The 24,761-nt window shown below is 74.0% G+C and carries 20 protein-coding genes; 11 read left to right on the forward strand and 9 right to left on the reverse strand.

Annotated features, from left to right (window positions below; translation table 11 throughout):
• Positions 1–58 precede the first annotated feature (58 nt).
• From ABD841_RS20455 to mtnB, 9 genes are all read left to right on the forward strand, one after another.
• A complete protein-coding gene (locus ABD841_RS20455; RefSeq protein WP_344973987.1) occupies positions 59–928 on the forward strand; it encodes an alpha/beta fold hydrolase in 870 nt (289 codons plus the stop codon).
• 234 nt (positions 929–1,162) lie between these two features.
• A complete protein-coding gene (locus ABD841_RS20460) occupies positions 1,163–2,209 on the forward strand; it encodes a BMP family ABC transporter substrate-binding protein (protein ID WP_344973990.1) in 1,047 nt (348 codons plus the stop codon).
• A gap of 2 nt (positions 2,210–2,211) precedes the next feature.
• A complete protein-coding gene (locus ABD841_RS20465) occupies positions 2,212–3,729 on the forward strand; it encodes an ABC transporter ATP-binding protein (protein WP_344973993.1) in 1,518 nt (505 codons plus the stop codon).
• The gene (locus tag ABD841_RS20470; protein ID WP_344973996.1) at positions 3,726–4,841 is read left to right on the forward strand and encodes an ABC transporter permease; all 1,116 of its coding nucleotides are present in this window, start codon (positions 3,726–3,728) and stop codon (positions 4,839–4,841) included. The genes ABD841_RS20465 and ABD841_RS20470 overlap by 4 nt, the downstream gene beginning before the upstream one ends.
• Positions 4,838–5,758: an ABC transporter permease gene (locus tag ABD841_RS20475; RefSeq protein ID WP_344973999.1), complete on the forward strand. Its 921-nt coding sequence runs from the start codon at positions 4,838–4,840 to the stop codon at positions 5,756–5,758. The genes ABD841_RS20470 and ABD841_RS20475 overlap by 4 nt, the downstream gene beginning before the upstream one ends.
• Positions 5,755–6,795 carry a translation initiation factor eIF-2B alpha/beta/delta subunit family protein gene (locus ABD841_RS20480; RefSeq protein ID WP_344974002.1) on the forward strand — a complete coding sequence of 347 codons (1,041 nt, stop codon included), beginning with the start codon at positions 5,755–5,757 and terminating at the stop codon, positions 6,793–6,795. Before ABD841_RS20475 ends, ABD841_RS20480 begins: the two co-directional genes overlap by 4 nt.
• Entirely contained in the window at positions 6,792–7,748 is a 957-nt protein-coding gene (locus tag ABD841_RS20485; RefSeq protein WP_344974005.1) for a nucleoside hydrolase, read from the forward strand. Before ABD841_RS20480 ends, ABD841_RS20485 begins: the two co-directional genes overlap by 4 nt.
• On the forward strand, positions 7,745–8,434 hold the full coding sequence (gene mtnC, locus ABD841_RS20490; protein ID WP_344974008.1) for an acireductone synthase: 690 nt from the start codon (positions 7,745–7,747) through the stop codon (positions 8,432–8,434). Before ABD841_RS20485 ends, mtnC begins: the two co-directional genes overlap by 4 nt.
• The gene (mtnB, locus tag ABD841_RS20495; protein WP_344974011.1) at positions 8,431–9,111 is read left to right on the forward strand and encodes a methylthioribulose 1-phosphate dehydratase; all 681 of its coding nucleotides are present in this window, start codon (positions 8,431–8,433) and stop codon (positions 9,109–9,111) included. Before mtnC ends, mtnB begins: the two co-directional genes overlap by 4 nt.
• 73 nt (positions 9,112–9,184) lie before the next feature.
• Here the strand turns inward: mtnB and mtnK are convergent, their stop codons facing one another.
• The 4 genes from mtnK to ABD841_RS20515 are packed head-to-tail and all read right to left on the reverse strand — an operon-like array spanning position 9,185 to position 14,179.
• Positions 9,185–10,426: an S-methyl-5-thioribose kinase gene (mtnK, locus tag ABD841_RS20500; RefSeq protein ID WP_344974014.1), complete on the reverse strand. Its 1,242-nt coding sequence runs from the start codon at positions 10,424–10,426 to the stop codon at positions 9,185–9,187.
• The gene (locus ABD841_RS20505; protein ID WP_344974017.1) at positions 10,423–11,475 is read right to left on the reverse strand and encodes an ABC transporter permease; all 1,053 of its coding nucleotides are present in this window, start codon (positions 11,473–11,475) and stop codon (positions 10,423–10,425) included. Before ABD841_RS20505 ends, mtnK begins: the two co-directional genes overlap by 4 nt.
• Positions 11,472–13,079, reverse strand: coding sequence for a sugar ABC transporter ATP-binding protein (locus ABD841_RS20510; protein WP_344974020.1), 1,608 nt, complete (start codon positions 13,077–13,079; stop codon positions 11,472–11,474). Before ABD841_RS20510 ends, ABD841_RS20505 begins: the two co-directional genes overlap by 4 nt.
• On the reverse strand, positions 13,076–14,179 hold the full coding sequence (locus ABD841_RS20515; RefSeq protein ID WP_344974023.1) for a substrate-binding domain-containing protein: 1,104 nt from the start codon (positions 14,177–14,179) through the stop codon (positions 13,076–13,078). Before ABD841_RS20515 ends, ABD841_RS20510 begins: the two co-directional genes overlap by 4 nt.
• Positions 14,180–14,274: 95 nt before the next feature.
• Between ABD841_RS20515 and ABD841_RS20520 the strand changes: the two genes are divergently transcribed.
• Complete coding sequence (locus ABD841_RS20520; RefSeq protein ID WP_344974025.1) at positions 14,275–14,883, forward strand: 1,2-dihydroxy-3-keto-5-methylthiopentene dioxygenase; 609 nt, start codon at positions 14,275–14,277, stop codon at positions 14,881–14,883.
• A gap of 239 nt (positions 14,884–15,122) precedes the next feature.
• Here the strand turns inward: ABD841_RS20520 and ABD841_RS20525 are convergent, their stop codons facing one another.
• Positions 15,123–16,067, reverse strand: coding sequence for a sulfite exporter TauE/SafE family protein (locus tag ABD841_RS20525; RefSeq protein WP_344974028.1), 945 nt, complete (start codon positions 16,065–16,067; stop codon positions 15,123–15,125).
• Positions 16,068–16,193: 126 nt separating this feature from the next.
• Entirely contained in the window at positions 16,194–16,622 is a 429-nt protein-coding gene (locus ABD841_RS20530) for an RrF2 family transcriptional regulator (RefSeq protein WP_344974031.1), read from the reverse strand.
• Between the two features lie 364 nt (positions 16,623–16,986).
• Here ABD841_RS20530 and ABD841_RS20535 point away from each other — a divergent pair, with 364 nt between their 5' ends.
• Positions 16,987–18,339 carry a cation:proton antiporter gene (locus tag ABD841_RS20535; protein ID WP_344974034.1) on the forward strand — a complete coding sequence of 451 codons (1,353 nt, stop codon included), beginning with the start codon at positions 16,987–16,989 and terminating at the stop codon, positions 18,337–18,339.
• 238 nt (positions 18,340–18,577) lie between these two features.
• Here the strand turns inward: ABD841_RS20535 and ABD841_RS20540 are convergent, their stop codons facing one another.
• The 3 genes from ABD841_RS20540 to ABD841_RS20550 all read right to left on the reverse strand — a co-directional run bounded on the left by ABD841_RS20540 (position 18,578) and on the right by ABD841_RS20550 (position 24,656).
• Entirely contained in the window at positions 18,578–19,942 is a 1,365-nt protein-coding gene (locus ABD841_RS20540) for a salicylate synthase (RefSeq protein ID WP_344974037.1), read from the reverse strand.
• Positions 19,943–20,248: 306 nt separating this feature from the next.
• On the reverse strand, positions 20,249–21,034 hold the full coding sequence (locus ABD841_RS20545) for a thioesterase II family protein (RefSeq protein ID WP_344974040.1): 786 nt from the start codon (positions 21,032–21,034) through the stop codon (positions 20,249–20,251).
• Entirely contained in the window at positions 21,027–24,656 is a 3,630-nt protein-coding gene (locus tag ABD841_RS20550; protein WP_344974042.1) for an amino acid adenylation domain-containing protein, read from the reverse strand. Before ABD841_RS20550 ends, ABD841_RS20545 begins: the two co-directional genes overlap by 8 nt.
• Positions 24,657–24,761: the final 105 nt, after the last annotated feature.

Below are 24,761 nucleotides of genomic sequence, written 5' to 3' on the forward strand. Positions count from 1 at the left end.
TCTACACCATAAGGAATTAGCCGCCGCCCGCCGGGCGAGACAGAACTGGAGATGCCCGATGTTCGACGCGAAACTGCACGACGGAAGCAGGATCACGGTGGAGGTGCACGGCTCCGGCCCCACCGTGCTGCTCCCCGTCAACCCGCGACCGGCCGAAGGGCCGCAGGCCGACGAGATGCGGAAGTGGGGCATGGACCCCGCGCTGGGCCGTTCCCTCATCGAGGGGCTCGGCGACGCCTTCCGGGTGGTCGCCTTCGACTACGAAGGCCACGTCATCGCCACCCCCAAACCGGACACCCTGACACCCGCCGCCATCGCCGCCGATCTCCTCGCCGTGGCCGACGCCGTCGGCGCCGACCGGTTCGCCTACTACGGGTACTCATGGCTGGCGCTGAGCGGGCTCCAGCTCGCGATCCGCACCGACCGGCTCTCGGCGCTCGTCATGGGCGGTTTCCCGCCGATCGACGGGCCGTACGCGGAGATGCTGCGCGTCACCACGGCGACCCACGAGATGGCGACCTCGGCCTCGCGCGCCCCGGCGCCCCCGGAGACCCGGACGGCGCCGGAGACCCGGGCGGAGGACTACGACTGGTCCTCCGTGGAGGTGACGATGACGGAGCCGCAGACCAGGCAGTTCGTCACGCTGTACCGGGCGTTGCAGGGGTTCGACGACCGGGCCGCCCAGACGCGGATCACCTGCCCCCGGCTCTGCTTCGTGGGTTCGGCGGACGAGATACCGTACGGCGAGCGCTGGGGGGACGTGCTCGTGAGCATGGCCGGCCCGATCGTGAACCGGCGCGCGGAGCTGGAGGCCTTCGGCTGGGACGTGCGGGTGCTGGACGGGCTGGACCACACGCGGGCCATGCAGTCCGAGCACGTCCTGCCCGTACTGCGGCCCTGGCTCGTCTCCACGGTGGGCGGCCGCTGAGGTGTCCCGAGCCCGGCCGCCCGCGCCTCACGGACCGTACCGGGAACGGGGCCCGGCTCCCACGTCCCGGCCGGCATCGCGCGCGGGCGGCCGTGCCACGCACCCCGGCTCGGGGACATCGCATGACAATCTATATTGTTCAGGTAGGAAATAAATAGATATGCTCTCCGGCGAAGCCGGGCGTGCGTCCCGGCCGGTGGTCCGTCCACCGACGCGAAGGAACAGAACGACACCATGCGAACCACCCCCACGCTCCCCGCCCTGGCCGCGACCGGCGTCCTGCTCTCCCTGGCGCTCACCGCCTGCGGCGGCTCCGGGAGCGGGACCGGCGGGACCGCCGAGGCCGCACCCGGGAAGTCGGTCATCCTCATCACCCCGAACCCGGTCGGCACCAACAGCTTCCTGCAACTCGGCGTGAAGGGCGCGGAGGCCGCGGCCAAGGAGATCGGTGCCGCCTTCACGCTGTACGAGAGCAAGGATCCCAACAGCATCGCGCAGAACGTCGACGCGGCGGTGCGCGCCAAGCCGACGGTCATCATCGGGATCAGCTTCTCCTTCGACGACATCTTCGCCACGGTCCCCAAGCAGCACCCCGACCGGCAATTCCTCCAGGTCGACTCCTGCGCCAAGACCCCCGCGCCCAACCTGACCTGCGTCTCCTTCAAGGAGCACGAGGCGGCCTACCTGGCCGGGGTCGAGGCCGGACTGCTGACCAGGAGCGGGCAGCTCGGGGTGGTGGCGGCGCTCGACTCACCGTTCATCCACCGGTGGATCGACCCGTTCTTCACCGGCGCCAGGTCCGTCAACCCCAAGGCGGTGGGCACCCCCCTCTACGTCGGCGGCAACAACCCGTTCAGCGACCCGGTCAGGGCGAAGTCCCAGGCGCAGACACTCACCGGCCGGGGTGCCGACATCGTCGCCGCGGCCGCCTCGGGCGGCAACCAGGGCGTCTTCGAGGCCGTCGCCGCGGCCAAGGCCAAGTCCTTCGGCGTGGACGTGAACCAGTGCCCGCAGAGCCCCGGCACCATCATCGACAACATCCTCAAGCACGTCGACGTGGCCGAGGCCGCGGCGATCAAGGACATCGCGGCGGGCAAGGCTGGCGGGGTCAAGGTCTACGGCCTGGCCGAGGGCGGCGTGGGCGTCACCGCCCTGGAGGACGACCTGGCCGCGTCGCAGTGCACGGTGGCGGCCAGCCCGGAGGTGGTGGCCAAGGTCAGGGAAGTCCGCGACGACATCGTGTCCGGCAAGATCACGGTCACCGACCCGCTGGCCGGCTAGGGATGCCGGCCGAGACACCCCCGGCCGCCGAGCTGGTGGGCATCACCAAGAGGTTCGGCCCGGTCCTGGCCAACGACGGGGTCGACCTGTCGATCGCCAGGGGTGAGATCCACGCCCTGGTGGGCGAGAACGGCGCGGGCAAGTCCACCCTGATGTCCGTGCTGTACGGGCTGCACCGGCCCGACTCCGGCCGGATCCTCAGGAACGGGTCGCCGGTGCGGCTGCGCTCCCCCGCCGACGCCATCGCCCACGGGCTCGGCATGGTCCACCAGCGCTTCCGGCTCTTCCCGGGCCTGACCGTCGCGGAGAACGTCGTGATCGGCGCCGAGCCGACCCGGCGGGGCGTCCTCGACCTCGCCGCGGCACGTGAGGAGGTCGAGCGCCTCGGCGAGCTGTACGGGCTGCGGGCCGACCCCTCCGCCGTGGTGCGCGACCTGCCGATCGGGGTGCGCCAGCGGGTGGAGATCCTCAAGGCACTCCACCGGCGGGCCGAGGTGCTCATCCTGGACGAGCCGACCGCCGTGCTCACCCCGGGCGAGGCCGCCCGCCTGTTCGAGGTGCTGCGCGCCGTCACCCGGGCGGGCCTGTCGGTCGTGCTCGTGACGCACCGGCTCGGCGAGGTGCTGGCGGTCGGCGACCGCGTCACGGTGCTGCGCGGCGGCCGGGTCACCGGCCGTTTCACCGTCGCGGAGACGACCGCCGACGAACTGGTGGTCGCCATGATCGGCCGGTCCGCCTCGCCCGCGCGCCACCCGGGCCGTCGCGCGGCGGCCGGGACGCCGTACGCGCTGGAGGTCCGCGAGCTGACGGTGCGCGACCGCGACGGCGTCGCCCGGCTGTCCGGTGTGTCCTTCGGGGTGCGGGCGGGTGAGATCGTGGGCGTCGCGGGCGTCGCGGGCAGCGGCCAGCGCGAGCTGGTGGACGCGGTGACCGGGCTGCACCCGCCGGGACCCCGTGACGCGGGCGCGGTCCTGCTGTCCGGCCGGCCCGTGCTACGCCGCGAGGCGGCCGTCGCGTACGTCCCCGAGGACCGGCACGGGCGGGCGACGGCGGCGGACATGTCACTGGCCGAGAACCTCGTCATGGGCGACCAGCGCTCCCCCGGACTCCGCCGCGGGCCGGGCCTGTCGGCCGCGGCGGTCCGCGACCGGGCCCGTGAGCTGGTCGGGCGGTTCGCCATCCGCGCGGCCTCGGTGGACGCGCCGATCTCCACCCTGTCCGGCGGCAACGCGCAGAAAGCCGTGCTGGCCCGCGAGCTGTCCCGGCGAACCCCGGTGATCGTGATCGAGGAGCCCACCCAGGGAGTCGACGTCGGCGCCCAGGAGCAGATCCACGCCCTGCTGGCCGAGGCCCGTGACCGCGGCCAGGCGGTGCTGCTGCAGTCGAGCGAGCTCGGCGAGCTGCGCGCGCTGGCCGACCGGATCCTCGTCATGTACGGCGGCCGGATCGTGGCCCAGATCCCCGGCGACGAGGCGACCGACGAGCGGCTCGGCGCGGCCATGGCCGGGACCGCGGCATGAGCGCGAACGCCGGAGACCGCGTGGACGCCCGCCGGGTCGCGCGGGCGCTCGCCTCGCCGGCCGTGCTGGCCGTCGCCGGGGCGCTGGCCCTGACCACGCTGGTCATGCCGCTCGCGGGGGTCGATCCCGCACGGGCGTACCCGGCGCTGCTCGACGGCGCCCTGGGCCCGGGGAACCTGGAGTACACGATCGCCGCGTTCGTCCCGACCCTCGGCATGGCGCTGGCCTTCGCGATCCCGTTCCGGACCGGCGAGTTCAACCTGGGCGGTGACGGGCAGATGGCCCTCGGTGGGGTCGCCGCGGCGGCGCTCGCCCTGTACGCGCCGCTGCCCGCCGGGATCGCCGTGGTGGTGCCGCTGGCCGCGGCGGCGCTCACCGGGGCCCTCGTGGCCGGGATCTCCGCGCCGCTGCGCACCCGGCTCGGCATCCCCGCCATCGTCAGCACGCTGCTCGTCAGCACCCCCGCCGTGGCGCTCGCCTCGTACCTGGTGCGCTTCCCCATGGCGGAGCCGGGCACCGGCATCGCCCAGACCCCGCCGCTCCCCGAGGCCGCGCACCTGCCGGCCCTCGGCGGCAGCGGCTACCTGACGATCGGGCTGCCCGTCGTGGCGGCGCTGACCGCGGCCTGGCTGTACGCGGACGCGCGGACCGTGCTCGGGTACGAGATCCGCGCCACCGGGGCCAACCGGGAGTTCGCCCGGTACGGCGGGGTCGCGGTGGACCGGCTGGCCGTCGTCACGCTCGCCGGTGGCGGCGCGTTCGCCGGGCTGGTCGGCGGGCTGATCGTGCTGGGCCCGCCGTTCCGGTTCGTCGACGGCGCGCTGACCGCCCCCGGCTACACCTTCACCGCCATCGCGGCGGTGCTGCTGGCGACCGGCAGGCCCCCCGCCGTCCCCCTCACCGTCGCGCTGGTCACGATCCTGCAGGTGGGCGGCCAGGGCATGGAACGTGAGGCGGGCGTGCCGAGCCAGCTCACCCAGATCATCCAGGGGCTGGTCATCGTGATCGTCGCCGTGCTCGCGACCGTGCGCGCCCGTACCCGTACCCGTACCCGGGCCGGCGAGCCGGCCGGGACGGCGGGGCGGCCCGGAGAGGCGGGGACACCCGCGTGAACATCCTGGAACCGGCCTTCGTCGCCGCGGTGCTGACCGCGGCCGCCCCGGTGATCCTCGCCGCCCTGGGCGGCCTGCTCTGCTCGGTGTCCGGCGTCTTCAACATGGCACTGGAAGGCCAGCTGCTCTGGGGCGCGTTCACCGCGGTGGTCCTCAGCCACCTCACGGGCAGCGCCTGGTGGGGGGTGGCCGGCGCGGTGACCGCCACGGCGCTGTACGCGGCCGTCCTGTCGGTGCCGGCGGTGACCTTCCGCGCGGACCCGGTCGTGGTCGCGGTGGGCGCCAACCTGCTGGCGCTCGGGCTGACCGCGTTCCTGATGCGCGAGATCCTCGGCGTCGGCGGCACCTACACCTCGCCCGGCCTGGACGGCCTGCCCACCCTGGCCGAGGCGGGCCTGGGCGGCGTCCCCGTGATCGGGCCGGTGCTGGGGCCCCAGTCACCGCTGGTCCTGGTGACACCGGTGCTGGTGGCCGCCGCGGCCTGGTGGCTGCGCCACACCCGCTCGGGGCTGCGGCTGCGCGGCATCGGGGAGCATCCCGAGGCGGCCGGGTCATTGGGGCTGCGGGTCGGCCCCTACCGGCACGGCGCGGTGCTGGCGGCCGGCGCGCTGTGCGGGCTCGCCGGGGCGCAACTGGCACTCGGCAACGTGACCCTGTTCAGTGAGGGTATGAGCGCGGGACGCGGCTGGGTCGCGGTCGTGGCGGTGATGCTGGGCGGGACCCGGCCGTACCGGGTCGCCGCCGCCTGCCTGCTGTTCGGCGCGGCGGAGGCGTTCGGCTTCCGCCTCCAGGGAGCGGGACTGCCGCAGCAGGCCGCCGACGCCGCCCCCTACGTGATCACGCTGCTCGCCCTGGTCGCCGCCGGTGCGGCGAGCAGGCGGCGGCACGCCGCCCGACCTCGGCTGGAGGCCCCATGACAACGACCGGGAAGCGGCCGGTGCTGGCCGACTCCGTCCGGATCACCGGCGACGCCGTGGAGATCCTCGACCGCCGCGTCTACCCCTTCGAGCACCGGTGGGTGCGCTGCGCCACGAGCGAGGACGTGGCGGTGGCCATCGAGCGGATGGTCACCCAGAGCTCCGGGCCGCTCTTCGCGACGACCGCCGGGCTGGTCCTGGCCGCCCGCGAGGCGCGGCACGAGCCGCCGGGCCGGGCGGCCGGGCGCCTGCGACGGTCCGGCGAACGGCTGGTCGCCACCCGGCCGACCAACAACCACATCCGCGACGCCGTCCACGCCGTCCTGGCCGCCACCGTGGACGGGCCGCTGCCGGAGGCGTCCGGGGACGAGCTGGTGGACGCCGTCACGCGGGCCGCGGCCGAGCACGACGCGGCCTACCGGGCGCGCAGCGCGGCCCTCGGCGGGCACGCCGCGGCGCTGCTGGAGGACGGCGCCCGGGTGCTCACCCACTGCTGGGCGGACGCCTACCTGATCGCGACCGTCGAAGCGGCGCAGGAGGCCGGCAAGCGGCTGGAGTTCGTCTGCACCGAGACCCGCCCCTACCTGCAGGGCGCCCGGCTGACCGCGCCCACGCTGGTGGAGATGGGCTACCGGCCCACCCTCATCACCGACGGGATGGTCGCCGCCGCGCTGGCCGACGGGCTCGCCGACGTGGCGCTGACCGCCGCCGACCGGGTGACGATGGACGGGCACGTCGTGAACAAGGTCGGCACGCTCGGGGTGGCGTTGGCCGCGCGGGCCTTCGACGTCCCGTACTACGCGCTGATCCAGGCCCCGGACCCGCAGGCGCCGACGGCCGGTGACGTCGTCATCGAGCACCGCGACGGCGAGGAGGTCCTGCACGTCCTCGGAGCGCGCACCGCCGGGGAGGGCCTGACCGGCTACTACCCGGCCTTCGACGCCACCCCGCCGCACCTGGTGACCAGGATCGTGACCGAGCGCGGAGCCTTCCGGGCCGAGCGCGTGGCAGAGCATTTCGACAAGGAGAACGGATGAGTCAGGTCCGCCGTGTCGTCGTGGACACCGACACCGGCATCGACGACGCGCACACCCTGCTGTACCTGGCGGGCCGCCCGGACGCCGAGATCGCCGGCATCGCCTCGGTGTTCGGCAACTGCGTCGAGGAGGACGCGGTCCGCAACATCGGCTACGTCACCCGGCTGCTGGGTCTCGACGTCCCGGTGGCCCGCGGCGCCGCCGAGCCGCTCGCCGGCGCGGCGCGCATCGCCCGGTACGTGCACGGCAGGGACGGCCTCGGCGACCGGGGCTACGACAGGCCGCTGCCCGAGGTCACCGGCGAGACGGGCGCCGAGCTGCTGGTGCGGCTGGCGCACGAGCGGCCGGGCGAGCTGGACCTGCTGGCGCTCGGCCCGCTCACCAACCTCGCGCTGGCGCTGCGCCTCGACCCGGAGCTGTTCACGAAGTACCGGTCCGTGGTGCTGATGGGCGGCTCCGGCCCCTACGCCGATCCCGGCACGCTGCTGATGATCGACGCCAACGTCAACAACGACCCGGCCGCCGCCGAGGCGGTCTTCTCCGCGCCGCGCAACAGGCTGGTGATGGTCGGGGTGAACGTCACGGCCACCACGATCCTGGACGAGCGGGCCATCGCGGCGCTGCACGCGGCCGACACGCCACGGGCGCGCTTCGCGAGCGAGATCCTGGAGACCTACCTCGACTTCTACCAGAACGAGTGGGGCCGCAGGATCATCCCGCTGCACGACCCGCTCGCCGCCGGGATCCTGCTGGACCCGAGCCTCGCCACCGCGGCCGTGGACGGGCCGGTCAACGTGGTCGGCGACGGCTTCCTGTCGCGGGCGCGCCTGATGCGCACCGCCGACGGGCTGCCGCCGTCGTTCCCGTACAAGCCCGCGCCCGACACCCACGTGATCACCGCGGTCGACGCCCCGCGCTTCGTCGCCGGCTTCGTGGAGGTGCTGACCCGGTGACGACTTCCTGGATCGTGCTGGACATCGAGGGCACCACCAGCTCCACCGCGTCGGTGCACGTCGGCCTGTACGCGTACGCGCGCCCCCGCCTCGGCCGGTGGATCGACGAGCACGGCGACAACCCCGAGGTGCGGGCCGCCGTGGCGCAGGTGGGCCTGCCTCCCGGGGCCGCCACGGAGGAGGTCGTGAAGGTCCTGCACGAGTGGATGGACGGCGACGTCAAGGCGACGCCGTTGAAGACCCTGCAGGGGCAGATCTGGGCGGCCGGGTTCGCCGCCGGTGAGCTGACCGCGCACTTCTTCCCCGACGTGCCGCCCGCCCTGCGGGCCTGGCGCGCGGCGGGCAGGCACCTCGCCGTCTTCTCCTCCGGGGCGGTCTCCAGCCAGCGTCCCTGGTTCCGGCACGGCGCGGAGGGCGACCTGTCGGCGCTGATCGAGCGGCACTTCGACACGGTCAACGCGGGCCCCAAACGGGAGGCGGCCTCCTACGCCCGGATCGCCGAGGCGCTCGGGGACCCCGGGGCCTCCGGGGAGCCGCCGCTGTTCCTGTCCGACGTGCCCGCCGAGCTGGACGCCGCCGCCGCCGCGGGCTGGCGCACGACCGGTGTGCGCCGCCCGGGAGAGCCCAGCGAGAACGCCGACTTCGGCACCCACCCCGTCATCACGTCATTCGAGGAGCTCCGTTGACCGGCCCGCACAGCAGCGACCCCCTCACCGGCCGGGAGGCCCGCGGCGGTGGCCCGGACGGTGCCCTCTCCGCGGAGCGCGTCTTCGCGGCGGGCGCCAGGCTGGCCGCCGAGTCGGCCAGGTTCAACGGCTTCGGCTGGATGCGCGGCACCTCGGGGAACCTGTCGGAGGTGGTGGGCCGCGACCCGCTCCGGCTCGCCGTCACCGCCAGCGGTCTCGACAAGGGCGAACTGGCCGAGACCGACGTCGCGGTGGTCGGCCCCGACGGGGCCGCCGTGGGCGTCGAGGGCGTCACGCCGCTGGTGCCCTCGGCCGAGGCGGGCCTGCACGCGCGGGTGGCGGCGCTGACCGGCGCCGACGCCGTGGTCCACGTCCACGCGCTCAGCGCCGTCGTCGCGGCGCACCACTGGCCGCGGGGGGTGCGGCTGCGCGACGTCGAGACGCTGAAGGGCATCGGACGGTTGGCGCACGACGACGAGGTCGTCATCCCGGTGATCCGCAACAGCCAGGACATGGTGGAACTGGGCGACCGGTTCGAGGAGGCGTTCGACCCCCGCACGCCCGCGGTCCTCGTCGCCTCGCACGGACTGTACGCCTGGGGTGCGGACCTGAAGCGGGCGCGTCACGTCACCGAGTGCGTGGAGTGGCTGCTGTCGTACGCCATCGCCACCCGCTGACCCGGCCCCGGGCCGACCGGCGCCGCACGGCGCCGCCCGGCGGCGCGTCTCCGCGCCGCCGGGCGGGCGTCCGTCAGGCGTTCCCGGGGGCGGTCCCGTCGGTGAGGACCTGGCCGGCCCGGTCGAACAGCGCCGCCGGGTCGCCGGTCGCGGCCCCCTCCAGCAGCAGGAGCCTGGCCGCGTGGAGCACCCCGCGGACGGCCCGCACCCGCGGCTCCTCCGGGAGGGTCTCGATGTCGGTGACCCGGGAGAAGCCGATCACCCGGCGGGCGGCCTTGGCCGCGCCGGCCGCCGCGGCGTCGGCGTACACCTTTGCGAGGAAGGCGTCGCGCACGGCGTCGCCGAACACCCGGGGGTCGTCCCGGCCGGGCCACAGGCCGGTGAACTCCTCGCGGAAGGAGTGCCAGGTCTCGGCGGCCAGGCCGAGCACCCAGGCGGCGTGGTCGTCGTCGCCGAGGACGACGGCCCTGGCCGCGGCCAGGAGGTAGTTGCCCCACAGCGCCCCGATGTCGAACCCGACGGGGCCGTAGAAGGCGAACTCCACGTCGAACGCCCTGGTCGAGCGCGGCGTCCCGGGGCCTTCCCCGCGGACCAGCACCGAGCCGGTGTGCAGGTCGCCGTGGATGAGCGCCTCGGCGTGGGTCATGAACGCGAGCTTGGCCGCGCCGACGGCGGCGCGCACGGCGGGGTCTCCGGCGTAGGCGGCGACGTCCGCCTCGTTGCCGGGCAGGACGCGGTTGTGCTCGTGGGTGATGTACGGCTCGGTGAAGACGAGGTCTTCGGTGATCTCGCACAGGTGGGGGTTGACCGAGGCGGCCACGGCCGCCTTGTGCGCCTTGGCGCCGAGCCCGAAGACCGAGGTGCCGAAGGCCACCCGCGCCACGTAGCGGCCGAGGTCCGCCGCGACCCCCTCGTGCCGGAGTCCCTCGTTGAGCGCGCCGCGCCAGACCCGGTGGTCGGACAGGTCCTCGATCGCGACGACGTACCGGTCCGGGTCGGCGTCGTAGATCTCCGGCACGTACCCCGGGGCCACGGCGCCGTGCGCGCGCAGGGCCCGCGCCTCGTGGTGGTTGCGCTCGGGGGTGATCGGCCAGGTGGGGTCCACGCGCACGTACGGCAGCGACTGCTTGAGCACCAGCCCCCGCCCGGGGGCCTCGACCACGAACACCAGGTTCAGGTTGCCGTCGCCGACCTCCCTGACCCCGGTGATGGCGGCCGGGTCGAGGAGGGCCCGGAGCGCGGGCCGCCCGGCGACGTAGCCGGGCACGGTCTCGACCGTGAGGAGTTCGTAGGTCTGGTCTGCGGTGACGGTCAACGGGTCTTCCTTTCCCGGCGTCCCGGGGTGAGGGTGTAGCTCACCACGAGCGAGCCGACGAGCAGCGCGCCCTGGACGAAGGTCTGCGTGTAGTACGGCGCGTTGAGCATGGTCAGGCCGTTGATCATCACGCCGATGAACAGCGCGCCCACCACGGTGCCCAGCGCGTTGGGCCGGTTGGCCCCGAGGACGGCGAAGCCGATGAGGGCCGCCGCCACCGACTGGAGGAGATAGGGGTCGCCGGCGCCCACGTCGCCGCGGCCCAGCCTGGCCGAGAGCAGGATCCCGCCGAGGGCGGCGCAGGTCCCGGAGACCGCGTAGGCGAGGGCGCGGTGGCGGCCGACGCGGATGCCCGCGAGCCTGGCCGCCTCCGCGTTGCCGCCGATGGCGTACAGGGCCCGTCCCCAGCGCGTGTGGTTGAGGAACACGTACACCGCCGCGGCGAGCAGGACGAAGACGATGACCGGCACGGGCACCGAGGCGACGGTGCCGCCGCCGAACCAGGCGAACCCCTCGGTGTACCGGCCGGGGGCGGGGGCGCCGTCGACCGTCATCCCGGCCGACACGGACTGGCCCGAGGTGGCGATCAGCGCCAGGCCCTGGAACAGGAACATGGTGCCGAGCGTGGCCACCAGGTCGGGGACCCTCGCGACCACGGTGAGCAGCACGTTGACCCCCGCCACCAGCAACCCGGTGAGCAGGCCCGCGACGATCGCCGTCGCGCCGGTGAGGTTGAACCGGACCATCGCCAGCGCCGTCACCATGACGACGGCGCCGACGCAGGCCCCGGCGGACAGGTCGAATCCGCCCGTGGTCATCGAGACGGTCACGCCGAGCGCGACCACCCCGACGACCGCGACCGACTGGAGCACGATCAGGACGTTGCCGTACGTGGCGAAGGCCGGGCGCAGCAGTGAGAAGAGCACCAGCATGGCGGCCAGGACGGCGACGAGCCCGTAGCGGTAGGCGAGCCCCGCGGCCCGCTCGGCGAGGCCCCGGCGGGCGGGCGGGGCGGCGGGGGCGCCCGGCCTCTCCCGGACCGCCGTCACCGCTCACCTCCCGACATGAGCGCGGCCAGTCTCCCGGCGGAGGCGTCGTCCGCGCTCAGTTCCCCGGCGGGCGTGCCCTCGTGGAGCACCAGGACGCGGTCGGCCATCTCGAGAACCTCCTGCGGGTCGGACGAGGCGACGATCACGCCCATGCCGTCCGCCCGCCCGGCGACGTGCTCGGCGATCGTCCGGCCGATGTCGGCGCGCGCCCCCACGTCGACGCCGCGGAACGGCTCGTCGAGCAGGAGCAGGCGGGGCTCGCCCCGGAGCCACCGGCCGACCACGACCTTCTGCTGGTTGCCGCCGGACAGTGTCTCGATCGGGGCGTCCGGGCCCGGCGCGCGGACGCCGAACCCGTCGATCACGCGTGCCGCCGAGTCGTGCTCGACACGCCGCGAGAGCAGGCCCGCGCGGCTGTGGGCGCGGAGCCGGGGCAGGGTGACGTGGGCCCGGACGGACCAGCCGGGCACGATCGCCTGGGCCGAGCGCTCCTCCGCGGCGAACGCGACGCCCGCCCCGACGGCGGCGTGCGGGTCGCGGGGCCGGTACGGCCGGCCGCCGAGGCGGAGCTCGCCGGAGAGCAGCGGCCTGGCCCCGTAGAGCTGTTCGAGCAGCTCGGTCTTGCCGGAGCCGACCAGCCCGGTCACGCCGAGGATCTCTCCCGCCCGCACCCGGAGGTCGAAGGGCTCGCCGTCGGGCGTCGCGCGGATACCGAGGGCCTCCAGGACGGGCTCCGTCTCCGGCCGTCCCGGCTCCGGCGCGGCTCCGCCCGGCGCCGATGCCGTCTCCGGGGCCGCCCCGGGGGCCGTCACCGGGGACGGGGCGGCGGATTCGCGGGTCCGGCGGGGCGCCGGGGCGAGGTCGCCGAGCATGGCCTCCACGATCGCGCCACGGGCCGGCGGCGCGGTGAAGGTCCGCCGTACCCGGCCGTCGCGGAGCACGGCGACGCGGTCGCACAGCTCCTCGATCTCGGAGAGGCGGTGGGAGACGTACAGCACGGCCACGCCCTCACCCGCCATCCGCCGGACCCTCGCCAGCAGCGGCTCGGTCTCGGAGGCCGACAGCGTGGAGGTGGGCTCGTCGAGGATGAGCAGCCGGGCCCGCCGCGACACTGCCCGCGCGATGACGATCTGCTGGCGCAGGCTCGCGGGAAGCGTCTCGACGGGGGCGTCGAGCGGCACCTCGAGCCCGGCCGACTCGGCGATCGCCCGGGCCCGCTCGCGGATCCGGGCACGGGTGGTGAACCAGCCGGAGTCGCGGCGGGCCAGGGAGTCGAGGGTGAGGTTCTCGGCGACGCTGGTGCCGAGGACCACGCCGTCGTCGATGTTCTGGTGCACGGTCTGCACGCCCGCGGCCTGGGCGTCGAGGGGTCCGGCCCACCCGGCGCCGGCGGCGCGGCCCGCCAGGCGGATCTCGCCCGAGCCGGGCCGGGTGACCCCGGAGAGCACCTTGATCAGGGTGGACTTGCCCGCGCCGTTGGTGCCGATCAGGCCGACGACCTCTCCCGCGCGGATGTCGAGGGTGACGTCGTGCAGGGCCCGCGTGATCCCGTACCACTTGGACACTCCCGCGACCGAGAGCACGGGCTCGCCGGCCCGGCTCATCGCGCGGCCCAGGGCACTCTGGCGACGTCCGGCGTCTGCAGGGCCGGGACGGCCTCGACGAGCTGCTCGATGCCGGTGATGCCGCCGTCGCGGAGCTGCTTCTGGGTGATGAGCGCGGGCGGCACCTTCAGCGCCTTGTCCACCGGGTGCCCGGCGACGAGCAGGGCGGCGGCGCGCACGGCGACGCGCCCCACGTTCGACGGGTCGGCCGCGGAGGTGGCCACCCAGGGGCTGCCCGGCTCGGTCATCACGGCGATGTCGGCGGTGGAGATGTCGGCGCCGTAGACCTTGACCTTGTCCTGGAGGCCGAGTTCCTTGATTGCCAGGCTGGCGCCCTTGGCGAACTCGTCGTAGGGCGCGAAGACCGCGGTGATTCCGGGGTTGGCCTGCAGCGCGGCCTTGGCCTGGTCGGCGACCGCCGAGGCGGTCGAGCTGTTGACCACGCCGATCTGGGCGACCTGCTTGATACCGGGGTTGTCCTTCTTGAAGCTGGTCCAGGTCTCGTTCCGGCGGTCCAGCGGCGCGAAGCCGGCCACGTAGACGTACAGGACCTCGCCGGTACCGCCGGTGTCGGCCTTCAGGGCGCCGAGCGCCTGATCGGCGATCAGGTGGTCGTCCTGGGAGAGGGCGACGGCCTCGGGCGTGCCGGGGTCGACGTCGAAGGCGACGACCGGGATGTCGGCGTCGACGGCCTTCTTGATGGCGGGCTGGACGGTCTGCGCGAACCCGTGGTCGACGATGATCGCGTCGGCCTTCTGGTTGACGGCCTGCTCCAGGTTGAGCGCCTGCTTGTCGTTGTTGCCGTCGCCGCTGGACAGGTCCAGGGTCACGTTCAGCGCCTTGGCCTCGGCCTGCGCGCCGGCGAGCCACTGCTCGAAGTAGTCGCCGGAGGACAGCTGCCGCACCAGGGCGATGTGCACGTCACCGGCGGCGAACTCGGCGGGGACCTCCGCCGTCGCCCCGATGGAGGGGGTGGCCGCCGCGGGGGCGGACGGGGAGGCGGGGGCCGGGGCGGCCGTGGTCGGGGTGCCCTGGGAGCACCCCGCGAGCGCGAGGGCGGCGAACACGCCGACGGCTCCGAGAACTCTTGCGTGGATCACATGCGGATGCTAAAGGGAAGATGAGGCTAATGTCCACTTTTCATATCTGAATACTAGGATTTGTGCTCAAGCTCGCCGCGACGCACAATCGGTCCATGACATACCTGACCGTTTACACCGACGGCGACACGCCCGAGACGCTGCTGGAGACGGACGACGCCGCGGAGATCACCGCGGCGCTCAAGGCGATCGACGTACGCCTGCGCACCTGGGAGGTCGTCGACGGCCTGGCCACGGGGGCGAGCCAGGAGGAGATCCTCGCGGCGTACCGGGACGAGGTGTCACGCGTCATCGCCGAGGAGGGCTACACCCTCGTCGACGTCGCGCAGCTGCACCCCGACGACAGCACCGACTGGCCGGAGCGCGCGGCGGCGGCGCGGCGGAAGTTCCTCGCCGAGCACACCCATGACGACGACGAGGTGCGCTTCTTCGTCGGCGGCTCGGGGATCTTCTACCTGCACGTGGACGGCAAGGTGCACGCGGTGCTCTGCGAACCCGGCGACCTGCTGAGCGTGCCGAAGAACACCACGCACTGGTTCGACATGGGCACCTCTCCCGACTTCACCGCCATCCGGTTCTTCCACGACGACGACGGCTGGGTGGGCGACTTCACCGGTGACCCGATCGCCGAGCGCATCCCCGACTTCGACGCCATCGTGGCCCGCAGGGCCTCCCTGGCCGCCGGAGGCCGAGACGGCCGGTGACGCCCGGGACGAGGCGTTCGGGCACCGGCCGCGACCGGTACCCGAACGCGTCTCCCCGGAACCCTGGCCACCCGCCACGAAGGCCCCCACAGAGAAGGTCCCGCGCGGAGAAGACCCTCCACGGAGAAGACCCCGCGCAGAGAAGGCCCCGCACAGAGAAGGCCCCCGTCGCTTGCCGCGGCGGGGGCCTTCGTGGGTGAGGTGCGAGCGCGACGCTCCGGGAGCGGGCGCGGCCGGGCTCAGCTGGCGGCGCCGGCGGGCTCCTCCTCGCCGGAGCGGTGCCTGATCTCCTCCTCGATCGCCTCGACGGTCTCGTGCTCGCGGTCACGGCGGTACTCGCGCACCGAGTAGGCGATGGCCGCGGCCCAGAGCACGGCGATGGTGATGTAGGCGACCGTCTGGACGCCACTGGAGGCGTCGATCCAGTCGCTGCGGAGCAGGGTCCGGACGTTGGTCAGGACGATCACGCCGCCGACCGCGGAGCCGAGCACCCGCGGCGGGATGTGGCGGACCAGCCAGGCGGCGATGGGGGCCGCGATGACGCCGCCGAGCAGCAGGACGGCGACCCAGGCGAAGTCGATGTTCTCCGAGCCGATGCCCACGAAGAAGCCGACGCTGGCGGAGACCGCGACCAGGAACTCGCTGGCGTCGATGGAGCCGATCACCTTGCGCGGCGCCAGGCGGCCGCTGGCCAGGATGGCCGGGGTGCCGACCGGGCCCCATCCGCCACCGCCGGTGGCGTCGACGAACCCGCCCACCAGGCCGAGAGGGGCGAGGAAGCGCTTGCGGAGCGGCTTGCCCAGGTTGCCCCGGGGCAGGCCGAAGGCCGTGAAGCGGACGAGGACGTAAATCCCCAGCGTGAGCAGGATCAGCGACATGACCGGCGCCGCCACCTCGGTGGACAGGCCGGACAGGAAGGTGGCGCCCGCGAAGGCGCCGACCGCTCCGGGGATGCCGATCTTGGCGACGACCTTCCAGTCGATGTTGTTGAAGCGCCAGTGGGACAGACCGGAGGCGAGCGTGGTGCCGATCTCGGCGAGATGGACCGTGGCTGACGCGGCAGCGGGGTTGGTGCCGATCGCCAGGAGCAGCGTCGTCGAGGTGACGCCGTAGGCCATGCCAAGGCTGCCGTCGACGAGCTGGGCGGCGAAGCCGACCAGGCCCAAGAGGATGAGCGAACGCACTACGCCCTCCTTCCTGTTTTTCCTACTCTGTTGATAGGAATTATAGTGATTGAAGGCCAGGAAATCGTCAAGTCACGTTTCGATACAGGGGTCTCAAGGGATGGACACATCCGCCCGCGCGGGCCATCAGGCCCCGCGACGCCTGGCGGGCTCGGCCACCGGCGACAGAAGAGCGGCCAGGCTGACCGTGTCGACGACCGCGTTTATGGAGGTCTCGATGCTCAGCCACACGGTGCGCAGCCGCACCGCCTCTCCGAAGTAGGTTACGTCAGCGGTCGGCACACCCCGCACCGAGGTCAGGTCACCGCCGACCGCGCGCAGCACGTCGCCGACCGAGATGTCGGCGGGCGGTCTGGTGAGCGTGAAACCACCCTCGTGGCCCCGCTGGGCGAAGACGAGGTCGGCGCGGCGCAGGTCGGCGAGGATGCCGCGCAGGAAGCTCGCCGGGATCTCCTGCGCCCTGGCCATGGCCTCCGACGTGACGGGCGCGGGATCGCTCAGCGCGATGACCAGCATGGCTCGCAGGGCGTAGTCGCCACGCGCCGTGACATGCATTCGAAGGCCCTCCCGAGGGTGCGTCCCACCGCGTTCCGTGACCCCACCCGGCCGCCCCTCTAAATCTACTATCTCTATAGGTTAACTCTGGATTATTCCCGCTGTTGGACCGGACCGAGAGAAGGGGGCGGCCCGGTCACGGACCGCCCCCCCGGACCCCGCTCCGTCGCCGAGGACGCCGCCACCGCGGAACCACGGGGAAAAGTGTGATCTGCACCACAATCTTCGATAAGCGCGAACCAAGCACATTCCAGAGGTCTCTTCAAGGATTGTTCAGCGATCTCCCCTTTGCGAAGCTCGACGCCGTGCCGTTCCTGGCTGGGGAGACAAGGCCGCACCTTGTGAGAGACCGGAGGGATCTGTCTTGTACGTCTCGTTGGCGGCACCGACGCCGGTAGCGCCGATCGCCGCCCATCAACTGCTGGTCTTCCTGCTCCAGGTCGGGCTGCTCCTGCTGCTGGCCCTCACCCTCGGCCGCCTCGCCAAGCGGCTGGGCATGCCCGCCGTCGTCGGCGAACTGTTCGTCGGCGTGGTCCTCGGCCCGTCCTTCCTCACCCACGTGGCACCGGGCGTCTCCGCGTGGCTGTTCCCGCAGGACGGCCCGCAGTTCCACCTGCTCGACGCGGTCGGGCAGATCGGCGTGCTGATGCTCGTCGGCATCACCGGCATCCACATGGACATGGGCCTGGTCCGGCGCCGCGGCGTCACGGCCGCAGGGGTCAGCGTGGGCGGCCTGGTCGTGCCGCTCGCGTTCGGCGTGGGCATGGGCTTCCTGCTCCCGGCGACACTCATCCCCGAAGGCACCCAGCCCCTGGTCTTCGCGCTCTTCCTGGGCGTGGCGATGTGTGTCAGCGCCATCCCGGTCATCGCCAAGACCCTGATGGACATGGGGCTGCTCCACCGCAACGTCGGCCAGCTCACGCTGACGGCGGGCATGATCGACGACGCGTTCGGCTGGTTCATGCTGTCGATCGTGTCGGCCATGGCGACCACCGGCCTGCGCACGGGCAGCGTGGTGTTCTCGTTCGTCTGCCTGGTGGCGGTGGTGGTCTTCGCGCTCACGCTCGGCCGCCCGATCGTGCGGCACGCGTTCCGGCTCGCCTCCCGGGACACCGACCCCGGCCCGTCCGTCGCCACCGCGGCCGTGCTGATCCTGCTCGCCTCGGCCGGCACGCACGCCCTGGGCCTGGAGGCCGTCTTCGGCGCCTTCATCTGCGGCATCCTGATCGGCAACGCGAGCGGCGTCGACCCGGCGCGGCTCGCCCCGCTGCGCTCGGTGGTGCTCTCCGTCTTCGCGCCGGTCTTCTTCGCCACCGCCGGCCTGCGGATGGACCTGACGTCACTGGCCGACCCGATGGTCCTGCTGGCCGGGCTCGCCGTGCTGGCGGTGGCGATCATCGGCAAGTTCGTCGGCGCGTACGCCGGGGCGCGTGCCAGCCGGCTCAACAAGTGGGAGGCGCTCGCCCTGGGCGCGGGCCTCAACGCCCGCGGCGTGATCGAGGTGGTCGTCGCCATGGTGGGCCTGCGCCTGGGCATCCTGAGCGTCGAGGTCTACACGATCGTCATCCTGGTGGCGATCGTGACCTCGCTCATGGCCCCGCCCATCCTGCGCTGGGCCATGGAGAAGGTGGAGCAGACCGCCGAGGAGCAGCTGCGCCAGGACAAGCAGCTCGCCTGGTCCCAGCAGACCCAGGCCGGCTCCTCCGAACACATCTAGGCACCCGGGTCCCGGAGCGCCTTCGGATGCTCCGGGGCACCCGGAACCGGTGGCCGCCGCCGCGGCCGGCGCGGCCGCCGGAACGCCTCCGGACGCGTCGGAACACCTCCGGTCCGGCCCCGCGGGTTCTGCGCCTGCGCGGCCGGACGGCACCGCTCCCCGGCCCGCGCCGGGGAGCGGTGAGCGCGAAAGGCCCCGCCCGGCCGGGGCGAGCGGGGCCGCGCGCGGAACCCCGGCGTCAGCGGGAGGTGGACAGGCTCAGCTCCGCGTCCTCGGGAGCCGTGGCGCCGGAGGCGGGGACGAGGAAACGCGAGACGCTGCGCAGCTTCTCGCAGGTCTCCTCCAGTTCCCGGTCGGGCGTCGACTGCTCTACGACACCCGCACCGGCCCGGAGCCAGGTGCGGCCGTCACGGCGGAAGACGCTGCGCAGCACCAGGGCGGCGTCGATGGTGCCGTCGGCGTCGACGGTCAGCACGGCGCCGCTGTACAGGCCGCGTTCCTCCGGCTCGCTGCGGCGGATCAGCTCGCAGGCGGGCGCCTTGGGGATGCCGGAGGCCGTCACGGCGGGGAACAGCACCGCCAGCGCGTCCCACCCGGTGCGGCCGTCCGCCAGCCGCCCGGAGACCTGCGAGGCCAGGTGCTGGACGCTCCCGCGCCGCTTGACGGACATGAAGTCGTCCACCCGGACGCTCGGCGGATCGCAGACCCCGGCCAGTTCCTCCCCGGCCAGGCGCACGGAGATGGCGTGCTCGAAGACCTCCTTGGCGTCCCGGTAGAGCTCCTCCCTGCGCCGCAGATCCGCGTCGGCGTCGCCGTCGAGCGCGCGCGTCCCGGCCAGCGGCTGGGTGAGCACGACACCGTCCACGTCCACCCGGGCGACGATCTCGGGGCTGAACCCGGCGGCCTCCCAGCCGGCGAGCCGGAGCAGGAAGGAGCGGGCGGGGTCGTTGCCGCGGCGGCCGGCCAGGTAGGTCGCGGGCAGGTCGATCTCGGCGGAAACCGGCACCACGCGAGAGAGGATGACCTTGTCCAGTCTCCTGTCGCCGATCTCGGCCACGGCACCGGCGACCGCGCGGCGGTAGGCGTCGCGCCCGTGGGTCTCCACGTCCACCGTGACGCGCTCACCGGGGCTCTCCTCCGCGACGGCGGCGAGGTGGCGCTCCAGCGCGTCGAGGTCGCCGGGGTCCAGGGCGCGCAGGGTGGCCATCCCGCCGGCGATACGGATCTCCCGCTCCGGGACGACCAGGTGCGCCACGGGAGCCGAGAGGTCGGCCCCGCCGATGCCGTGCAGCGCGTAGGCGAGCTCGAAGGCGATCCAGCCGTAGGCGCGCCAGCCGCGGGCCGTGACCTCGCCGAGCGCGCGGGAGAGCGCCGCCAGAGGCTCCCCCGCGGCGGGGAACTCGCGGACGCCCGCCCCGCCGGTCAGAACGGTGCCGTCGGCCCGCACGCTCAGCGACGCGTGCTCGCCCTCGGCCCAGGAAACCTCGTCGCGGTTCTCGTAGACCATGTGGTCTCCCGCGGAGAGCGCCGCAAGCCTGGCCGCCGTGGCGATGGGATCCGCCCCGAACACGATGCGGCGCTCGTGGTACGCGCTACCGGTCATATATCCCCTCCTAGGTCACGGATCATCCTAATTTAGGTTTGCCTAACCTAAAAGATTTTAGGTTAGGCAAACCTAAATTAGATCTTCAGTATCCCGTTCGCGGTTCCGCCGCAGATCTGTCACCCCGGACGACCCCGCGCCCCGGAAGCGGCCGTGCGCGATCTCACACCGTCGCCCGGCCGCGGGCGGGGACGGCCCCGGCGCGGCCCCGGCGCGGCCCCGGTGGCCGCCGCCGGACGCGACAGCCGCCGGAGCCGTGAAGCACGACCACCGCCGGGCGCGATCACCGCCGGGCGCGCCGGCACGTCATCGGGCGAGCGACCCGGACCAGGCGCGGGAGCGCTGGGCCAGCAGGAAGCCCACGACGTGGGCGACCACGTCGGCCTCCCGCTCGACGAGGTAGAAATGCCCGCCGGGGAAGTCGCGGACCCCGGTGAAGCAGTGGGCGACCTCGCGCCACCGGTCGGCGTCCGCGGCGTCCACCTCGGGGTCGCGGTCACCGAGGACCACCGCGACCGGCGTGCGCACCCTCGGCTCCGGCTCGGGCCGGTAACGGCCGAGCAGGCGGAAGTCGGTGCGGAACGCCGGGAGCACGAGTTCGCGGAAGTCGGGGTCCGCCAGCACCTCGGGAGGGGTCCCGCCGAGCACGCGCAGATACTCGACGATCTGCTCGTCGTCGAACTCCCCCACGTCCGTGGGCTCCTCGATCTGGTGGCGCGGGCTCTCCCGGCCCGAGACGACGAGCCCGATCGGCGGGTCGCCCCCGGCCTCCTCCAGCCTGCGGGTCACCTCGAAGGCGACCGAGGCCCCCATGCTGTGGCCGAACAGCACGGTCGGCAGGTCCAGATGCGGGGCCAGGAGGTTCGCGACGGAGTCGGCGAGAACGCCCATGTCCTCGATCTCGGGCTCGTCGAAGCGGCGTTCCCTGCCCGGGTAGGCCACCGACGTCACCTCCACGTCGGCGGGCGCGTGCCCGGCCCACCCGCGGAAGAAGTTCGCCGAGGCCCCGGCCGGGGCGAAGCAGACGATCCGCCCGGCGGCACCGGGCAGCGCGCGGTGGCGGCGGAACCAGCGCGGGTCGAGGTCACCCACGGCGGGCCTCCGCACCGTCCGTCCCCGCCGCACCTGCCGTGCCCTCCGCGGCCTCTCCCGCCCCGGCGCCCTCTCCGGCGAGGCGGGCCTCCAGCTCCTCGTCGCTCATCAGCTCGATCTCCAGGAACAGCTCGGCCACCCGGGCGAGCCGGTCCGGGTCCGGACGGCCCGGCCCGGTCAGCGTCTCGGCCAGGCGGGCGACGGTCAGGGACTGCAGGACGTCGTGGACCGAGATCGCGTCGGTGTCCAGGGCCTCACGCAGCCGGCCGACGATCACGGTGGCCAGCACCGAGTCGCCGCCCAGCAGGAAGTAGTCGTCCGCCAGGCCGACCCGGTCGACCTCCAGGGCCCGGGACCAGACGTGGGCGATCACCTTCTGCACCGGGGTGACCGGTTCGACGTGCTCGGGCGCGTCGGCGCGGGCCTCCACGAGCGCGGCCAGCGCGCGACGGTCGACCTTGCCGTTGGCGGTGAGCGGCAGCTCCCCGATCACCGCGATCCGGTCGGGCACCATGTGGACGGGCAGGCGCTCGGCGGCGTGCGCCTTCAGGGCGTCCTCGCCGGTGCCGCCCGCCGCGACGACGACCGCGCACAACCGCGGCACGCTGCCCGCCCGCGCCACCAGGGCGGTGGCGTGGCGCACCGCGGGGTGCTCGGCCAGCGCCGCCTCGACCTCGCCCAGCTCGATCCGGAAGCCGCGGATCTTGACCTGGTGGTCGGCGCGGCCCAGGAACTCGATCGTGCCGTCGGCCCAGTAACGGGCCCGGTCCCCGGTGCGGTACCAGCGCAGGCCGGCTGCCTCGACGAAACGGTCGGCCGTACGCCCGGGGTCGCCCCGGTAGCCCTCGGCCACCCCGGCGCCGCCGATCCACAGCTCCCCGGCGACCCAGTCGGGGCAGTCGCGCCCCTGGACGTCGACCACGCGGCAGCGGACGTTGCGCAGCGGCGTGCCGTACGGGATGCTCGTCCACCCGTCGGGGACCCGTCCGCCGGCGACCTCGCACACGGTGGAGTGGATGGCCGTCTCGGTGGTGCCGCCCAGGCCCGCGAAGCGGCAGCCGGGCACCTGCGCGGCCAGGCGGGCGGGCAGGTCGGCCCCGACCCGGTCGCCGCCCAGCAGCACGGCCCGCAGGCCGGGCCCCAGCGGGTCCCGCTCGGCGGCGACCAGGAGCATGTCGAGCAGGCTGGGTACGCAGTTCAGCACGGTGACCCCGTGGACGCGCACCTGGTGGACCCACGCCGCCGCGTCGCGGCGCCGGGCCTCGTCGACGGTCACCACGGCGCCGCCACACGACAGCGGGGCGAAGATGTCGAACACCGACAGGTCGAAGTCGAGCGCCGACAGCGCCAGGGTCCGGTCGCCGGGGCCCAGTCCGAACCGCTCGACGAGGTCGGCGACGGTGTTGGCGGCGGCCCGGTGGGAGACCTCGACGCCCTTGGGCTCCCCGGTGGAGCCCGAGGTGAACAGGACGTAGGCGACCGCGGCGGGGTCGGTGTCCTCGGGCGCGGCGAGCGGCCGGTCGAAGGCCGCCGCCTCCTCGTACGGCAGGTCGCCGCCGATCACGACGCGCACCCCGGCGCGCTCGCGGATGCGCTCGGCACGGGCGGGCGGCTGCTCGACGCCGACGGGCACGTAGTGCCCGCCCGCGGCGAGCACCCCCAGCACGGCGACCACCTGCTCGGGGCCCTTGGGCAGCCGGACGGCGACGGGGTCGCCGGGCCGGACCCCGCGCTCGCGCAGCGCGCCCCCCACGCGCAGCGCCAGCCCCGCCAGCTCGCCGTACGTGAGCGGGGGCGCGTCCGAGAAGATCACGGCGGGGACTTCCGGGGTCCGGGCGGCCTGCGCGAAGACCGCCCGGTGCAGGGCGAGGTCCGGGAGCGGCCCGTCGGTGGCGTTGACGCGCTCGCGCACCGCGAGCTGGCTCTCCGGCAGCAGCGGGCCGACCTCGGCAGCCCAGGCGTCCGGTTCGGCGATCCGCGCCACCAGCTCGCCGAAGGCGGCGAACATCGCCTCGGCGGCCCCCTCGGGGAAGGCGTCGGCGCGCACGTCCCAGTTGGCGAGGAACCCGCCGTGCAGCTCGGTGACCTGGGCGTCGAGCACCACCTGGGGGCCCTGGGAGACGATCCACACCGGCTCGCCGAGGCGGCGCTCGACGGTCTCGCCGAACAGCTCGCCCAGGTCGAGGGCGCTGGTGAAGACGACCGGGGCCAGCACCTGGGCGCCCTGGTCGCGGGAGAGGTCGCGCAGGACCTCCAGGCCCGGGTAGGAGGAGTGGGCGGCGGCCTCGTGCATGCGCCGCTGGATCTCGCGTGCCCGCCCGGCGAAGGCGCGCCGCTCGCTCAGGTCCACGTCCAGCATGATCGAGCCGGTGAAGTCGCCGACCAGGCCGTCCACGTCGGGATGGATCGGGCGGCGGTCGAACATGGGCACGTTCAGCAGGAAGCGCGGCTCTCCGCTCCACGCGCCGAGAACCTCGGCGAAGGCGGTGGCCATGGCGACGGCGGGGGTGACCCCGTGTGCGCGGGCCTGCGCGGTCAGCCGCGCGCGCCGCTCCGGGGAGAGCCAGTCGTGCAGGCGGACGACGCGGTTCGGGTCGCCGCGCTCGGCCTCCGGCCGCACGGGGAGGGCGGGCGCGCCGGGCAGGTCCGGCAGGCGCTCGCGCCACCAGCGGACGTCCTCCGGCGCCGGGGGGCGCCGGCGGCGTTCGGCCAGATAGTCGGCGTAGCGGTAGCCGAGGGCGGGGAGCGGCTCGTCGGGGCGCTCGTAGAGGTGGACGAGCTCGGCCAGCAGGATGCGGTAGCTGCGGGCGTCGGCGGCGAGCATGTCGACGTCGACGTGCACGCGGGTCCGGCCTTCGGGGAGCAGGGTCACCCGCACGTCGAACATCTGCCCGCCCTCGACGTCGAGCAGTTGGTGGGAGAGGCGCTCGCGCAGCTCGGCGAGGCGCGCGGCGGCCTCCTCGGCGGGCGCGTCCCGCAGGTCGAGAACCGGGAGCGCGGTGCCGCGCGTCCACGGCTCGATCACCTGACGGCCGTCGTCCAGGATCCGGGCGCGCAGCATCGGGTGGCGCTCGGCGAGCGCGGCCACCGCCGCGCCCAGCCGGGCGGGGTCGACGTCCCGGCCGTCGAACTCGGTGTACAGGTGCGCGGCGACCGCGCCGAGCGTCTGGGCCCCGCCGCGCCCGACCCAGTAGGCGTGCTGCATCGGCGCGAGGGGGAAGGGTTCCTCGCCCCCGGCCGTCCCGGCGGGGACGGCCCCGGCGTCCGCCCGCTCCCCGTTCACCGTGCCCCCGGCCTCCCCGGCCTCCCCGGCGGACGGGGGCTTCCCGTCGGGATGCTCCTGGACGGCGGGCTCCTCGGCGGGGGCCGTGGCGGAGCGGGCGGCGAGCAGTTCGGCCCACTGGGCGAAGGTGGGCCGGCGGGCCAGATCGCCGAAGCCGATCTCCAGGCCCGCCCTTCGGCAGCGGTCCGCGATCCTCATGAACCGGATGGAGTCCAGGCCCAGGGCGATCAGATCGTCGTGGTCTCCCGGGGGCGGCGTACCGGGACCGAGGAGGTCGGTGGCCGCCCGCCGGAGGTCGTCGATCGTCAGCGTGGGACGCGGTGTCGGGGACTTCGCCATCAAGACCTCCGGCAAACAGGGGGATGTAGATCGATATTGGGTAGGCTAACCTAAGAAAACCTTGGTTAGGCTAACCTAAACAAGGTCATCACGGTAGGCCGTCCC

This window comes from Streptosporangium fragile (assembly GCF_039534445.1).
GTDB lineage: Bacteria > Actinomycetota > Actinomycetes > Streptosporangiales > Streptosporangiaceae > Streptosporangium > Streptosporangium fragile.

Bases quoted from the DNA above. Each gene is read 5' to 3' on its own strand.
- ABD841_RS20540 (WP_344974037.1), bottom strand. From the start codon at position 19,942: ATGACCGGTAGCGCGTACCACGAGCGCCGCATCGTGTTCGGGGCGGAT.
- ABD841_RS20550 (WP_344974042.1), bottom strand. From the start codon at position 24,656: ATGGCGAAGTCCCCGACACCGCGTCCCACGCTGACGATCGACGACCTC.
- ABD841_RS20470 (WP_344973996.1), top strand. From the start codon at position 3,726: ATGAGCGCGAACGCCGGAGACCGCGTGGACGCCCGCCGGGTCGCGCGG.
- ABD841_RS20485 (WP_344974005.1), top strand. From the start codon at position 6,792: ATGAGTCAGGTCCGCCGTGTCGTCGTGGACACCGACACCGGCATCGAC.
- ABD841_RS20530 (WP_344974031.1), bottom strand. From the start codon at position 16,622: ATGCATGTCACGGCGCGTGGCGACTACGCCCTGCGAGCCATGCTGGTC.
- ABD841_RS20510 (WP_344974020.1), bottom strand. From the start codon at position 13,079: ATGAGCCGGGCCGGCGAGCCCGTGCTCTCGGTCGCGGGAGTGTCCAAG.
- ABD841_RS20460 (WP_344973990.1), top strand. From the start codon at position 1,163: ATGCGAACCACCCCCACGCTCCCCGCCCTGGCCGCGACCGGCGTCCTG.
- ABD841_RS20480 (WP_344974002.1), top strand. From the start codon at position 5,755: ATGACAACGACCGGGAAGCGGCCGGTGCTGGCCGACTCCGTCCGGATC.
- ABD841_RS20465 (WP_344973993.1), top strand. From the start codon at position 2,212: ATGCCGGCCGAGACACCCCCGGCCGCCGAGCTGGTGGGCATCACCAAG.
- ABD841_RS20520 (WP_344974025.1), top strand. From the start codon at position 14,275: ATGACATACCTGACCGTTTACACCGACGGCGACACGCCCGAGACGCTG.
- ABD841_RS20455 (WP_344973987.1), top strand. From the start codon at position 59: ATGTTCGACGCGAAACTGCACGACGGAAGCAGGATCACGGTGGAGGTG.